This is a genomic window from Nocardia vulneris (genome assembly GCF_001613425.1).
GTDB classification, from domain to species: domain Bacteria; phylum Actinomycetota; class Actinomycetes; order Mycobacteriales; family Mycobacteriaceae; genus Nocardia; species Nocardia vulneris.
In genome coordinates this window covers 124,723-139,855 of sequence record NZ_BDCI01000008.1, presented here as the reverse complement: position 1 = coordinate 139,855, position 15,133 = coordinate 124,723, and the positions used below count along the sequence as shown (strand labels likewise).

Genomic DNA, 15,133 nt, shown 5'->3' with positions numbered 1-15,133 from the left:
CGTGCGAGCGGACCGAGCAACTCGAGCGTTCACCCGTCCCGGCGACAGCGACGGGGCCGACGGTGGTCGGCGCCGGGATCGGGCCGCTCGATATCGCCTGATCGCCATCGTCGCCGGGCTGCTCGGGTTCGTGCTGGCGCTGCTCACCCCGATACTGCCGGTGAAACAGGACCGGGCGACGTTGGACTGGCCACAGGCCGGGACGAGCAGCGTCGAGGCGCCGCTGGTGTCCTACGTGCCGCTGCGGATGCACGCGACGCTGCCGTGCGCGCTGGTGCGGGCCGTGGGACCGGCGGGCACCGTGGTGTCCACCGCGCCCGTCGCGTCGGGTCAGGCGGCGACCAAGGGCCTGGTCGTCTCGGTCGCCGACGGCGTGCTGTCGGTGATCCTGCGCGATGTGCCGCTGCTGTCCGCGCCGGTCGAGGAGATCACCGCGGGCACCGGCTGCACGGCGCTGACCATCGATTCGACCGCCGCCGCGACGAGCACCGAGATCACCAGCGTGACCCGGCAGGACGGAACGCCGTTCCGCAACACCGTGACTCGCGACATCCGGCCCCAGATCGTCGGAGTCTTCACCGATCTGGCGGCCGACCGGCTCGACGGCGCCGCGGTGCACGCCGATATCGACTCGCGCTTCTCCTCCTCCCCCACCGCGCTGAAACTGGCCGCGATCGTCGTCGCGGCGCTGAGCACCGTCGTCGCGCTGCTCGCGCTGCATCTGCTCGACACCAGTGACGGGCGGCGAGCCCGGCGCTTCCTGCCCGCCCGCTGGTGGCGGTTCGGCGCGACCGACGCGGTGGTGCTCGGCACGCTCGGCCTGTGGCATTTCATCGGCGCCAACACCTCCGACGACGGCTACATCCTGAACATGGCGCGGGCCTCCGGGCACGCCGGGTTCATGGCGAACTACTACCGCTGGTTCGGCGTGCCCGAGGCGCCGTTCGGCTGGTCCTACGAGGTGCTCGCGTGGATGACCCGGGTCTCCGACGCCAGCCCGTGGATGCGCTTGCCCGCGCTGCTCGCGGGCATCACCTGCTGGCTGGTGATCAGCCGGGAAGTGCTGCCGCGCTTGGGCGCTCGTGTCCGGCGCAACAAGGTCGCGTTGTGGACCGCGGGCCTGGTGTTCCTCGCCTTCTGGCTGCCCTACGACAACGGCCTGCGGCCCGAACCGCTGATCGCCGCCGGTGCGCTGCTCACCTGGTGTTCGATCGAACGCGCCATCGCCACCGGGCGACTGCTGCCCGCCGCCATGGCCGTGCTGATCGCGGGCTTCTCGCTGGCGGCCGGCCCGACCGGGCTCATCTGCATCGCGGCCCTGATCGCCGGATCGCGACCGGTATTGCAGATCATCATCAAACGCGCCCGCGGCGTGGTCCCCGCACCGGGCGGCGGCGTGGCCGAAAGCCCCACGGCCGCCGCCGATACCGGCACCGCCCAGGTTGCCCGGCGAAACTCGTTGCCCGCCTCGATCTTCCGTTATCTGGCGCTGCTCGCGCCGGGCCTGTCCGCCGGAACCCTGGTGCTGGTGGTGGTTTTCGCGGACCAGACGCTGTCCACCGTCCTGGAGGCGACCCGGGTGCGCACGCTCGTCGGGCCGAACGTGGCCTGGTTCGACGAACGCACGCGGTGGGATTCGCTGCTGATGCTCTCGCCGGACGGCTCGCTGGCCCGACGCTTCGGCGTGCTCGTCATGCTGCTGTGCCTGCTGGTCTGCGTGTTGCAGGTGCTGCGCAAGGGCCGCATCCCCGGCACCTCGCGCGGGCCGTCGGTGCGGATTCTCGGCATCGTGTTCGCCTCGCTGTTCCTGATGATGTTCACGCCGACCAAGTGGACCCACCACTTCGGCGTGTACGCCGGGCTGGCCGGCTCGCTCGCCGCGCTCGCGGCCGTCGCGGTCGGCACCGAAGGGATTCGCTCGCCGCGCAACCGGGCTCTGTTCGCCGCCGCGGTGCTGTTCCTGCTCGCGATCACGTTCACCGGATCGAACGGCTGGTGGTACGTGTCCAGCTACGGGGTGCCGTGGTGGGACAAGGCGCCGCTGGTGGCGGGCAAGGGCTTCTCCACCCTGTTCCTCGGGTTGAGTGGCGTCGCGCTGCTCGTCGCGGTGTGGGCGCACTATCGGGAGCCGTATCGCCGGGATCGGTTGACGCCCAGGCGCTTCGACCGGTTCGCCAGCGCGCCGTTGACCATCGCCGCCGCGGTGCTGGTGTTGTTCGAGGTCGCGTCGCTGGCCAAGGCGGCGGTCGCGCAGTACCCGGCCTACTCGATCGCCAAGTCGAATCTCGAATCCCTGGCCGGTGATTCGTGCGCCCTCGCGAACGAGGTGCTGGTCGAGACGGATACGAAGAACTCGTTGCTGCTGCCGCTCACCGGCGCTCCCGCCGACGGTTTGGCCGCCGAGACAAAGGGATTCACGCCGAACGGGGTCGCCGGCGACCTCACCGCCGATGCCGAGGAGACCGTCTCCGGCGGCGCCAACTCGGTGAACAGCGACGCCAAGAACAAGACCACGAAGACTACCGGCGCGGGAACCGGCGGCGGCACCACCGCCCAGACCGGCATCAACGGCAGCACGGTCGCGCTGCCGTTCGGGCTCGACCCGGCGACGACCCCGGTCCTGGGCAGCTACCAGGAGAACGAGCAGCAGCAGGCCGCGCTCACCTCACAGTGGTACGGCCTGGACCTCACCGACAGCATGCGCCACGACCCCGCCTACCAGGTGCTCGCGATCACCGCGGCGGGCCGGATCCGGCACATCGACGCCGACGGCGTGCTCACCTACGGACAGGAGCTGCACCTCGAATACGGCGTACGCGAGGCAGGCGGCGCGGTACGCGAACTCGGCTCGATCGACCCGCTCGACATCGGGCCCGCACCGTCCTGGCGCAACCTGCGGGTGCCGCTGGACCAGTTGCCGGTCGAGGCGAACGCGGTGCGCTTGGTCGCGGTGGACAACGACATCACGCCCAAGCAGTGGCTCGCGGTGACCCCGCCCCGGTTGCCCAAGCTGGCCGCGCTGAATTCCGTTGTCGGCAGCAAGGATCCGGTGCTGCTCGACTGGCATGTCGGGCTCGCGTTCCCGTGCCAGCGTCCGTTCGACCACCACGACGGTGTGGCCGAGATGCCGCGCTGGCGCATCCTGCCCGACCGGGTCGGCTCCGACGCCTCCAACGCCTGGCAGGACGATATCGGCGGTGGACCGCTCGGCTGGACCGGGCTGCTGCTGGAATCCGAGACCGTCCCCAGCTACCTCGAACACGACTGGTCACGCGACTGGGGTTCGCTGGAGAAGTTCACCCCGTACGACCCGAATGCCCGGCCCGCCGTGATCGGCGGCACGGTCGAAACGCGCAGCGGTTTCGCCGAGGACGATCCGATCCGCGCACGCGGCTGAATGGTCGCCGCCGCGCCCCCGAACCGACCGGTTGGGTGTTGCGGCGGCGAAAAAATATCGTAAACAGACCGGTTGGACGGCAAATTCACGGTGCGATCACAGGACGAGTTCAGCGAAAAACCGTAATCTGTGCAGTATGACGTCGGCTTTCGATCAGATGGATCTGCGCGATCTCGTCGGTCTCCTCACCGAGGACGAACAACGGGAACTGCGCCCCGCGATCCTGCGCGTACTCAACCGCTTGCCCTCCCAAGAAGTGCTCCGCCGCGAACTCGGCCTGCGTATGACCAAGGTCTGAGCAACCCCCCGGCTAGCCCGATCCGCGCCCACACCCCCGGCCCGCGTCAGCCCCGCCCGAACGTACCCGGCCCGGATCGCAACCCCAACGAAATCTCTTGCCCACCACCGCTGCTCACCCCCAGCGGCAATCGTCGGCAACCCCGAACCCCCGCGCCCCGCATCACCCGCCCCGAACCCGATGCGGGCGCACCACTTTCACCCCGCGCTCGGCCACCACACCTCACCACACAGGTCCGAATGCCCGGCGGTAGCCCATGATCGGCCCATTGAGCCACAAGTCCCAAACAGGCCATCAAAACAAAATCATCCCGCGGTCGAGCGGACTACCCGAGCAGTGATCTGCTCCGGTATCCACCGGTACCAGTCGGTCGGAGCGCCGCTCGTCATGCGCCGAGCCTACCCGGAGTGACCGCGCCGGACCCCTGTACGCCCGCAGGCCCGGCCGAGCGTTGCTCGGCCGGGCCTGCGGGGTCTCAGGGGCTAGAAGACGCGGAGTTTTCCGGGGGTCCAGAAGCCTGAGCGGGTGGCGGTGCCGGTGTCGAGTTTTGCGGGGGTGGCGCTGCGGTCGTACTGGTCGTAGCGCTCCAGGGAGCCCCAGTCGCGGGCGTAGTTGTCCTTCAGGTAGGTCGGGACGGTCACCGACTTCGCCAGCATCTGGGAGAAGCCGAGGATGCCGCCGAACTCCTCCGCCTGCCAGGTGTTGGTGGAGCTGATGGCGAGCGGGCGGTCCGGCAGGATGCGGTACCCGGGAACCTCGGCCACGCCGTTCTTGTGGTTGAACGGACGCTGGCAGGGGAACTGGAGACCGACGGCCCAGTCCTCGAGCACCGGCTGCTCGGAACCGATGAAGGTGTTGAGCGACTGCAACTTCGGCATCCGCGGCGGGGTGAACGCCAGCCACTGGTCACCGATCAGGATCGGGTCGTTGGCGACGATGCGGACCGCGTCGGCCTCCGGCGCGATCTCGGCGAGCGGGACGCGCAGGTTACGCCAGGACGGGAACGGGCCGATATCGCGCGGCAGGTAGGTGCCGAGCTTCTCGACGCTGCCGTCGGGCAGCTTCCGGCCGTAGTCGACGGTGAGCGACTGGCCGTAGCGGGTGTCCCCGGTGTCGTCGACGGACAGGATGCGCCCGGCCGCGCTGATCACCACGAGCGGGCTGTCCGCCGACCGCGGCGAGAGCCCGTACCAGCTCGAGGTGAGATGCGCGGGCTGCTGCACGCCGTTCTGGTAGCTGCCGAGGATCGGCGTGGTCGCCGGGTCCAGCCCGAACGGCAGCGCCACGGTGCTGCCGTTGACGCCACGCGCGCCCTGGCCACCGCCGGTGCCCGCGCTCTGCCCCTCGGCGAACGCGGCGCCGACCGACTGGGTCGAGGTATTGCCGGTGCCCGGCTTCACCTCGACACTGTCGGCGGACAGATCGTTGGGCACGCCGTTCGGATCGAATCCGACCGGGTCGACGCCGGCCAGCGGATCACTCGAATCGGTGAGCGCCGGATCGGGGATCGGCTGCAACCGGCCGCCGTTCGGATCCGCTTCCACCAGAACATCATTGGCGAGGCCGCAACTGTTGCCGCCGAGCGCGTCGAGGTTCGAGCGGGCCAGCGAGTATGCGGGGTACTGCGAGACCGCGCCCTTGACCAGTGAGAGCACCTCGAGCGCGACCATCAGCGCGGCGACGACGGTGAGCGGGATGGCGGCGAACTTGCGAATCCGTTTGCCGCGCGCCGACCGTGGTGAGGCCTCCGGCTTCGCGTAACCCTCGCGCAGGGAGTGCCAGGCGACCAACGCCAGCGCAAGCCCGAACAGGCCCAGCATCAAGGTGTTCGACTGGTAGCCGTGCAGCGAGATGCGCTTGTCGAACCACGGCACACCGAAACTGGACACGTACCAGTAGCCGTTGATGCCGGAGAACGCCAGCGCGAGCACGAACAACAGCCCGGCCAGGAAGATCGCCCGGTTCTTGCGCGCCCGCAGGGCCGAGGCCGACACCGCGACCGCGGTCACCGCGGCCAGCGAGCCGGCGATGCCCGCGTACGCGCCGAAGTGGTGCGTCCACTTGGTCGGGTTGAACATCATGAAGAAGATGGTGCCGAACACGACGCCCATCAATCGCCAGGTCGGCGCGCTCGCGATGCCGGGCACCCGCCGGCGCCGCAACAGCACCAGCATGGTGGTGAACAGGCAGAGCAGCATCACCAGGAACGCGAAGCGGCGCGACAGCGAACCGTCGACGGTCTCCACGAACAGGTAGTAGTAGCGCAGGTAGTCCTCGTACCAGGCGAGGTTGGGCCCGGTGACCTGACGGACCCGGTTCGCCTCCTGGATGCCCGCGAACGTCTGATCGCTGTACACCACGATGAGCACGAGCACCCCGGCCGCCGCGATGGGGGCGAGCAACGGCAGTGTGGCCCACCACTTTCCGCCCTGCTCGGCGAACTGGCGCCGCTTGCGCACCACGATCCAGATCAGCGGGCGGATACCGGCGAGCAACGCCGCCACACACATCAGGCCGGTCGGTGCGGCCGCGAGGGTGAACGCGGCGACCAGGACCGCGACACCGGCGGGCAGCAGCCTGCCGGTCGCGATGGCCCGCTCGATCGACACCCAGGTGAGCAGCGCGCCGAGCGCGACGATCGGCTCGGACCGCAGGCCGTTGTCGAACGGCAGCCAGAACGCCAGGAACACCAGGCCGCCGGTCCACAACGCCACCTTGCTGTTGCGCACGCCGCGCCCGAGGCGGGGCACCACCTCGCGGCTGATCACCAGCCAGCAGAGGATGGCGCAGAGCAGCGCGGGCACCCGCACCCAGGCGCTGGCGGTGGAGAACTCCGCGAAGAGCTGGATCACGTAGTAGTACCAGCCGAACGGCGCCTCCGGGACGCCGTACCAGCGGAAGTAGTTGGCCATGTAGCCGGCGTGCGGGGCGACCCGCACCATGCTCAGGATGTAGCCGTCGTCAGAAGTGTTGGCGCCGACGAAATGCCACACCAGCAGCGTGCCGACGATCGCACCGTCGGCCCAGGTGGGCTTCAGCCAGTTCGACGGCAGGAAGCGGCGATGCCCGCGCCCGTCACTGCCGTCGAGCCGGGCCAGCGCCGCGAGCGCGACCAGCGTGCACAGCACCGCCGCGATCATCGCGATCAGCTTGATCAGGGTGGGGCTGGTGGAGAACCGGGTGTCCACCGTCATCGTGAAGCCGAGACCGGCCGGCGCCGCGCCCTTGAGGTCGGAGAAGACGCCGACCACCTGTGGCCGCAGGTCGCCGTTGAGCGAGCCCTCGACCGGCACCTGCACCTGCTCCTCGGCCCCGCCCGCGACCGGCTTGGTGACCGTGGTGGTCAGCCCCTCGAACACCGCGCGCGTGCGGTCGTGATCGGAGGTGAGCACCAGCGACGAGCACTGTTCCATGTCCGCCCGCGGCGCCGACACCACCACGGCATTGCGATCGATCACGTCGACCGAGGTCTCGGACACCCGGATGAACAGGGCCTCCAGCGCGGCCCGGTCACCCTGCGGTGGCGCGGTGGCCAGCAGCATGCCGCCGCGTTCGGGCAGCTGCGCCACCGTGCTGCACGGAATCGTGGCCTTCAGGTCGATCGGGACCTGAGACATCAAGGGCGCCTGCACGTTGCCGAGCGTCGCGGTCTGCGGCCAATTCAACACCGCCGTGGTCTGGGTGACCGGCAGAAACGGGGTCGCAATGGCGAGCAGCGCGCCGAGCAGACCGGCGACCAGCGCGATTATTCGCGCGGTCCGGAAATCGGCCGGAGAGGCCGCCGGAGCGGCGGGCGGTTTCGTCAGAACAGCGGTAGCGGCGTCGGGCACGATTGGCAATGCTAGCTGTGTTCAATATGCCGCGCCCGCAGCACGCCATTGTTCGTAAATGCGCGCCGTGATGGTCAAGGGGGGCTATACACACGACCGGGAAAAGGCGCGCGGGAGCGGGCTGGCAAGGTGTGGGTATGACCAAGGTGAATCTTCAGACCAACTTCGGCCCGATCGTCCTGGAACTCGACGACGAGAAGGCGCCGACCACGGTGCAGAACTTCGTGAACTATGTGAAGGCCGGGCATTACGACGGCACCATCTTCCACCGCGTCATCCCGGGCTTCATGATCCAGGGTGGCGGCTTCGAGCCGGGCATGCGGCAGAAGCCGACGCAGGCGCCCATTCAGAACGAGGCGAACAACGGACTGAAGAACAACAAGTACACCGTGGCAATGGCGCGGACCAACGATCCGCACTCGGCCACCGCGCAGTTCTTCATCAACGCGAGCGACAACGACTTCCTCAACCACAAGGCGCCCAACCCGCAGGGCTGGGGCTACACCGTGTTCGGCGCGGTGGTCGAGGGCCAGGACGTGGTCGACAAGATCGAGGGCGTGGCCACCGGCAACAACGCCGGGCACCAGGACGTGCCGAAGGACGACGTGGTGATCGAGTCCGCCGGCCTCGCCTGAAAACCCGCAACGGTTGAATCGGGCTGCGTCTCAACGGATGCGGCCCGATTCCGCGGTTAACTACAGCGGCAGCAGGTGGTGTTTGCGCGGGTTGCGCGCCTGCGTCTTGTCCCGCAGCAACTGCAGCGCGCGGCGCAGCTCCAGCCGGGTCGCCGACGGCTCGATGACCGCGTCGATGTAGCCGCGCTCGGCGGCCACCCACGGCGTCGCCATGGTGGCGTTGTAGAAGTCGATCATCTGCTGACGCACGGCCGCCCGCTGCTCCTCCGGCGCGGCCTCGATCTGCTTGCCGCCGATCAGGCTGACCGCGCTCTCGGCGCCCATCACCGCGATCCGGGCGGTGGGCCAGGCCAGGTTGACGTCGGCGCCGAGCTGCTTGGAGCCCATCACCGCGTAGCCGCCGCCGTACGACTTGCGAATCACCACAGTCACTTTCGGCACGGTCGCCTCCACGAAGGAGAACAGGAACCGGCCGCCGCGCTTGATCACGCCGATCTTCTCCTGCTCCACGCCCGGCAGGAAGCCGGGGGTGTCCACCACGAAGACGAGCGGGATCTCGAACGCGTCGCACAACCGCACGAAGTGCGCCGCCTTGTCCGAGGCGCGGGCGTCCAGCGCACCGGCGTACACCATCGGCTGATTGGCGACCACGCCGACGCTGCGACCGTCCACCCGGGCGAACCCGGTGATGATGTTGCGCCCGGCCGAACCGCCGACCTCGTGGAACGCGCCGTCGTCGAAGATCCGCAGCAGGATGTCGTGCATGTCGTACGCGGCGTTGTCCGAGTCCGGCACAAGGGAATTCAGTTCCAGGTCGCTGTCGGTGCGCTCCGGCTCGAGCCCCGGGTTCACGATCGGCGCGAGCTCCTGACAGCTGGTCGGCAGGAAGCTCAGGTAGTCGCGCACCCAGTCGAAGGCGGCCTTCTCGTCCGCCGCGACATGGTGGATGTTGCCGTACTCGGCCTGGCTCTGCGCGCCGCCCAGCTCCTCGAGACTCACGTCCTCGCCGGTGACCTCACGAATCACCTTGGGGCCGGTGACGAACATGTACGCCTCTTCGGTCGCCACCACGACGTCGGTGTTGATCGGGGCATACACGGCACCACCGGCGCACTTGCCGAGGATCATCGAGATCTGCGGCACCAGACCGGACAGCGGCTCCTGGCGACGGCCCAGCTCCGCGTACCAGGCCAGCGAGGTCACCGCCTCCTGCACCCGGGCGCCGCCGGAGTCGTTGATGCCGACCACCGGGCAGCCGACCTTGGCCGCGTACTCCATGATCCCGGCGACCTTGCGGCCGAACATCTCACCGACCGAACCGCCGTAGACGGTCTGGTCGTGCGAGAACACCGCCACCGGCCGGCCCTCGACCAAACCGTGCCCGGTGACCACACCGTCGCCGTACAGCGCCGTCGGGTCACCCGGTTTACGCACCAGCGCACCGATTTCCACGAAGGTGCCCGGATCGAGCAGCATGTTGATCCGGTCGCGGGCGCTGGGAATCCCCTTCTTCGCCCGCTTGGCCACCCCCGCTTCACCCGCCGGTTCCTGCGCTAAATCGAGCCTTTTGCGCAGGTCGGCGAGCTTCTCGGCAGTCGTAGTCACTGAGCCCCTTTCACATCGATGGCAGCGAGCTTCGCGGTGAGGTCGGCTCCGATCTGCTGGATCCGCGGCTCATCGATGATCTGCAGGTGGTCACCCGGGATATGGATGACCTCGAGGTTAGGAATGTATTCGTCCCAGCCGCCGTTCGGGCGGCGATCGGCGAAGCGCGGCTCCAGCTCGATCATGCCGTCCTGGTACCGCTCCGCCAGATACAGCACGACGTCACCGTCGTAGCGGGTCGGCTGGGTCTTGGCCAGGTGCCTGCTCTCGATCCACGAGGTGCGCTGATGCTCGAGCACGCCGCCCGGGATCTTGGTGCCGCTGATCTTGATCAGGTCGCTGATCATCTTGAACTGTTCCTCGTCGGAGGCCGCGGCCAGCGTCTCCAGCTGCTCGCGATCCAGCTCGCCCTCGACACTGTAGGTCTTCTTCGCGAAGACCTGGTACCGCTCGATCCGGCGCACCCGCTCCTCGGGACTGTTGTCCTCGTCCTCGATCGGCAGCGCCAGGTCGATCAGGCCGACCAGCCGCACGTCGGCGCCCTCGGCCCGCAGCAGCTGCGCGACCTGCAACGCGAACACCGCACCCAGCGACCAGCCGTACAGCACGTATGGGCCGTCGCCCTGGATCTTGCGCAGTTCGGTCAGGTACTGCTTCGACCGCTCCAGGATGTCGCCCTCGACGCGTTCGAAGCCGTACATCGGCGTGCCCTCGGGCAGCCGCTTCAGCAGCGGTTCGTAGACCAGCGTGTTACCGCCGGACGGGTGGAACACGAAGACCGGCAAGGCATTCGAGCCTTCGGCGCGCGGCCGCAGCGGCCGGATGAAACCGTCCACGTCGGCACCGCTGTCCTGCAGGTTGCGCACGATATCCGCCAGCTGCTCGATGGTCTCGCAGTCGAGCACATCGTCGACGGTGACCTCGGCCTTGACCCGCTCGGTGAGCCGGGCCGCCAGCTTCTCGGCGACCTCTTCCTCGAGGATCGGCAGGGTGTTGAAGATTCCGCCGGCGGACTTACCGGTCACCACCGCCCAGGTGGCGAAGGTCAGTCGTTCGGCGGCGTCGCGCGGCGGGACGTCGTCCTCGTCGGCGGACTGCTGACCACCCAAGGCCGGGGCGGCGGCAACCGGCGAAACAGGTTCGGCCACCGCTGGTTCCGCCGGTACGACAGGCGTCTCGGCGACCGGCGCGGCGGCTTCGGTAGCCGGCGCGGCGGTCTCGGCGTCCGCGTTCGACGGCGAAACAGCCTCGGGTGCAGCGGTATTCGCGGCGGCAGCGGCGATCGCGGCCGGGTCCTCGCCTGCGGCGACGGCCGCGCGAGCCGCCTCGATGAAGCCGGCGTCGACGGTGACCTCTTCGCCCGCAGCCTGTTTCGCGGCGACCGCCTGCAACTCGTCGCGGTGTTCCACCGCGTAGCGCAGCACCTTGCCGACCTCGTTGAGGTTGGCGTCGCGCACGGCCTGGATCTGCAGTTGCGGGATGTCGAATTCGTACTCGACGCGGTTCTTGATGCGCATCGCCATCAGCGAGTCGAGGCCGAGCTCCATCAGCGGGATCTCCATCGGGAGATCCTCGACCGCGTAGCCCATCGACTCGGCGACGATCAGCGCGAGCCGATCCTCGAGCTTCTGGCTGCCGTTCGGATCCCAGCGGTCACCGAAGGTCTCGATGACCTCCAGATCGGTGCCCGCCGCCGGCTCGACCGCGGCGGCCGCCGCCGGAACGAGCTCGGCCACAACGGGTTCGGGCAGCGGTGCACCGGAGGTGACCACGGCGTCGAAGAGCAGCCGGAAGCTCGCGCCCTCCTTGGCGTGCACCTGCACCGACGCACCGCCGGGGTGCGGGGTCAGCGTGGTGGTCAGCGTGCCCGACGCCGGAACAGTCGCGTGCACGATCGAGGCGCCGAGCGAGACCTCGCTGAGCACCTGCGCCGCCGCGGCCTGCACGAGCGCGGCCAGGTCACCGGCCGACGCGGCCTGCACCTCCCAGGCGTGCCTGCCGTCCGGCAACGCCACGTGCGCGCCGGGCACCCTGGTGTTGCCGCCGCCCGCGGACAGCGACGCCTTCGGCCAGTACTCCTTGCGCACGAACGTGGTTCGCGGCACGTCGGCGTACGCGCCGGGGGTCAGCAGGGAGGACAGGTCCACCTTGTGCCCGTGCACGTACAGCTGCGCCAGCGCGCCGATCACGCCGGCCGCCTCGTCTTCCTTGCGCTTGAGCGTCGGAATGAGCTGCGCGTCGTGCAGACCCGCGGCGAAGGTGGTGCCGAGCACCTGCATCAGCGCGACCGAGTTCGGCGCGAGCTCCAGGAAGGTGGTGTGGCCCGCGTCGACCGCGAGCTGCACCGCGTTGGTGAAGTACACGCTGCCGCGCATGTTCTTCACCCAGTAGTCCTCGTTGTGCACCGGATCGGTGCCCGCGCGGTAGAACTCGCCCTTGTGCACGGTCGAGTAGAGACCGGTCTTCAGCTTGGTCGGCTCGATGCCGGCCAACTCCGCGGCCAGCTCGCCGAGCAGCGGATCCATCTGCGAGGTGTGGCCCGCGCCGCGGGTCTGCAGGATCCGGGCGAACTTGCCCTCCGCCTCCACCCGCGCCACGATCGCCTCGACCTGCGCGCGCGGGCCGCCGATCACCGTGTTGGTCGGGGCCGCGTACACGCCGACCTCGACGTCCGGGAATTCGGCGAGCAGCTGCTCGATGTCCTCGGCGCTGTACTCGACGAGCGCCATGTTGCGCACGTCGTTGTCGGTGAGCATCTGCTCGCCCTCGTACATCAGGCGCGAGCGGGCGCAGATCACCCGGACCGCGTCTTCGAGCGGCAGGCCACCGGCGATGTACGCCTCGGCGACCTCGCCCATCGAATGTCCCACCACCGCATCGGGTTCCGCGCCGTGCGCGCGCAGCAGCGCGGCCAGGCCGACCTGGATGGTGAAGATGCCGACCTGCGAGGTGCCGACGTTGTAGTCCTGGCCGTCGTCGAGGAACATGTCCCGGATCGAGTACCCGGCCTCGTCCTGCACCAGCTCGTCGACCTGGTCGACGGCCTTGGCGAAGATGGAGTTCTCCAGGTACAGCGCCTTGGCCATCTTGCGGTGCTGGGCACCGAAACCGGAGAGCACCCACACCGGGCCGACGGCAGCGGGCGCGTCCGCGGTGAACACGCCGTTGCCCGGCTTACCCGCCGCGATGGCACGCAGACCGGCGACGGCCTCCTCGTGCGTCTTGGCGAGCACCACACCGCGCGAACGCCAGTGGCTGCGCTTGGCCAGCGACCTGGCCACGTCCTCGAGCGAAACATCGCGGCCCGCTTCGGATTCCAGCCAGTCGGCCAGTTCACCGGCGGCGCGGCGGCGGCGCGAAGGCATGTAGCCGGAGATCGGCAGCACGACCGGGAGCGGCTCGGTGCGCTCGGCGGTCCATTCCGCAACCGTGGCAACAGTTTCCGCAGCCGCAGCCGCGGGCTCGGTAGCAAGCGCTGTGGTCTCGGTGACGTCTTCGCTTGCTTCGGCGACGATCGCATCCGCTTCCGCGATCACGTCGGTCGACTCGTCATCGAGCTCGGCGTCGAGGGCAGCGACATTCGCATCAACCGCTGCGGCCTCGGGCGCGGCTACCTCGGGGGCTGCCGGGACCTCGGCCGCGGCCGGAACGTATTCCTGCACCACCACGTGTGCGTTGGTCCCGCCGAAGCCGAAACCGGAGATGCCGACGGTGGCGGTGCCGCTGTAGCGCGGGAATTCGGTCGGCTCGTCGACGACCTTCAGGTGGGCCTGGTCGAACGGGATGTACGGGTTGGGACCGGCGAAATTGATGTTCGGCGGAATGACGTTGTGCTGCAACGCCATCACGATCTTGGCGAAGCTCGCCGCACCCGCGGCCGATTCCAGGTGGCCGAAATTGGATTTCACCGAGCCGAGCAGCGCGGGCTGGTCGTCGGCCCGACCGCGACCGACCACCCGGCCGAGCGCGTCGGCTTCGATCGGGTCACCGAGCAGGGTGCCGGTACCGTGCGCCTCGATGTAGTCGACGGTCGACGGCACGATTCCCGCGTCCCGGTACGCGCGGCGGAGCACCTCGGCCTGCGCATCGGGGTTCGGGGCGACAATGCCGTTGGAGCGTCCGTCGGAGTTGATCGCGGAACCCTTGATGACGGCCATGATTCGATCGCCGTCACGTTCGGCGTCGGCAAGGCGCTTGAGCACGATGAGACCGGCGCCCTCGGAACGAACCATGCCGTCGGCATCGGCGGAGAACGCCTTGATCCGGCCGTTCTTCGCGACCGCGCCGACCGAGTCGTAGCCGAGGGTGACCATCGGCGCGAGCAGCATGTTCACGCCACCGGCCAGCGCCAGGTCGGCATCGCCGTCCCGGAGCGCGCGCACCGCTTGGTGCACGGCGACCAGCGTGGACGAGCACGCGGTGTCCACCGCGACGGACGGGCCGCGGAAGTCGTAGAAGTAGGAGACGCGGTTGGCGATGATGCCGGAGGACGCGCCGGTGATGCCGTACGCCGCGGCGGAGGCGGGCAGGTTCGGATCCTGGTTACCGACGCCGAGGGCGGCGACCAGCATGAAGTCACTGGTGGACGTACCGATGAAGACACCGACCGGCGTGCCCTTGAGCTCGCTCGCGGGAATCCTGGCGTGCTCCAACGCTTCCCAGGTCAGTTCCATCATCAGGCGCTGCTGCGGATCGACGTTCTCGACCTCGAGCGGCGACATCGCGAAGAACTCCGCGTCGAAGCCCTTGACCACGTCCTGGTCCAGATAACCGCCCAGGGTGTTGGCCGAGGCGATGGCGGCTGCCGCACCCGGGTCGGCGGCGAACTCGTCCCACCGGCCCTCGGGCAGATCCCGGATCCCGTCCCCGCGATTGATCAGGAACTCCCAGGTCGACTCCGGCGTATCGCCCGCGCCGGGCAACCGGGTCGACAGGCCGACGATGGCGATGTCGTGCGCCTGGCCCGGCTGGTAGCCCGCGGTATAGAAGGAGTCGTCGGAGACCGCGTCCGCGCTCTCCGGCTCGCCGTTGATGACCACCTCGGCCAGCGACGCGATGGTCGGATGCTGGTAGACGACGGTCGCGTTCAGCACCACGCCGGTGAGTTCCTCGATGTCGCCGCCGAGGGCGAGGGCGTCGCGCGAGGCGAGCCCGAACTCTTCCATCGGCCGGTCCACGGTGATCGCCTCGATCGACTGCCCGGTCGCGTCGGCGACCCAGCGGCGCAGCCACTCACGCAGCTCGGCCACGGACAGATCGGTCCGCGCACCGCTCGTGGCGGCAGCGGTCACCGGCGCGGGCGCCTGGTCGGCACCCTGCTCGGCGGGCAAGTTATCGGTCGTCTGGGTGGACTCGTTGTCGGCCATCA

At 69.1% G+C, this 15,133-nt stretch carries 6 protein-coding genes; 3 read left to right on the top strand and 3 right to left on the bottom strand.

The genetic code is table 11. The annotated features are described in order from the left end of the window. Position 1 precedes the first annotated feature (1 nt). Positions 2–3,397: an arabinosyltransferase domain-containing protein gene (locus NVU01S_RS11840; RefSeq protein WP_043680588.1), complete on the top strand. Its 3,396-nt coding sequence runs from the start codon at positions 2–4 to the stop codon at positions 3,395–3,397. A 136-nt stretch (positions 3,398–3,533) separates the two neighbouring features. Beyond that, a complete protein-coding gene (locus NVU01S_RS44170) occupies positions 3,534–3,695 on the top strand; it encodes a hypothetical protein (RefSeq protein WP_167460256.1) in 162 nt (53 codons plus the stop codon). A 482-nt stretch (positions 3,696–4,177) separates the two neighbouring features. Here the strand turns inward: NVU01S_RS44170 and NVU01S_RS11835 are convergent, their stop codons facing one another. After that, entirely contained in the window at positions 4,178–7,525 is a 3,348-nt protein-coding gene (locus tag NVU01S_RS11835; RefSeq protein ID WP_043680591.1) for an arabinosyltransferase domain-containing protein, read from the bottom strand. 137 nt (positions 7,526–7,662) lie between these two features. Between NVU01S_RS11835 and NVU01S_RS11830 the strand changes: the two genes are divergently transcribed. Continuing rightward, on the top strand, positions 7,663–8,160 hold the full coding sequence (locus tag NVU01S_RS11830; RefSeq protein ID WP_043680644.1) for a peptidylprolyl isomerase: 498 nt from the start codon (positions 7,663–7,665) through the stop codon (positions 8,158–8,160). 60 nt (positions 8,161–8,220) lie between these two features. Here the strand turns inward: NVU01S_RS11830 and NVU01S_RS11825 are convergent, their stop codons facing one another. Further along, positions 8,221–9,765 carry an acyl-CoA carboxylase subunit beta gene (locus NVU01S_RS11825; RefSeq protein ID WP_043680594.1) on the bottom strand — a complete coding sequence of 515 codons (1,545 nt, stop codon included), beginning with the start codon at positions 9,763–9,765 and terminating at the stop codon, positions 8,221–8,223. After that, positions 9,762–15,131 carry a polyketide synthase Pks13 gene (gene pks13 / locus NVU01S_RS11820; RefSeq protein WP_043680597.1) on the bottom strand — a complete coding sequence of 1,790 codons (5,370 nt, stop codon included), beginning with the start codon at positions 15,129–15,131 and terminating at the stop codon, positions 9,762–9,764. Before pks13 ends, NVU01S_RS11825 begins: the two co-directional genes overlap by 4 nt. Between the last annotated feature and the right edge of the window lie 2 nt (positions 15,132–15,133).

Excerpts from the sequence above, each read along its gene's own strand:
- NVU01S_RS44170 (WP_167460256.1), top strand. The coding sequence starts at position 3,534 with ATGACGTCGGCTTTCGATCAGATGGATCTGCGCGATCTCGTCGGTCTC.
- NVU01S_RS11830 (WP_043680644.1), top strand. The coding sequence starts at position 7,663 with ATGACCAAGGTGAATCTTCAGACCAACTTCGGCCCGATCGTCCTGGAA.
- pks13 (WP_043680597.1), bottom strand. The coding sequence starts at position 15,131 with ATGGCCGACAACGAGTCCACCCAGACGACCGATAACTTGCCCGCCGAG.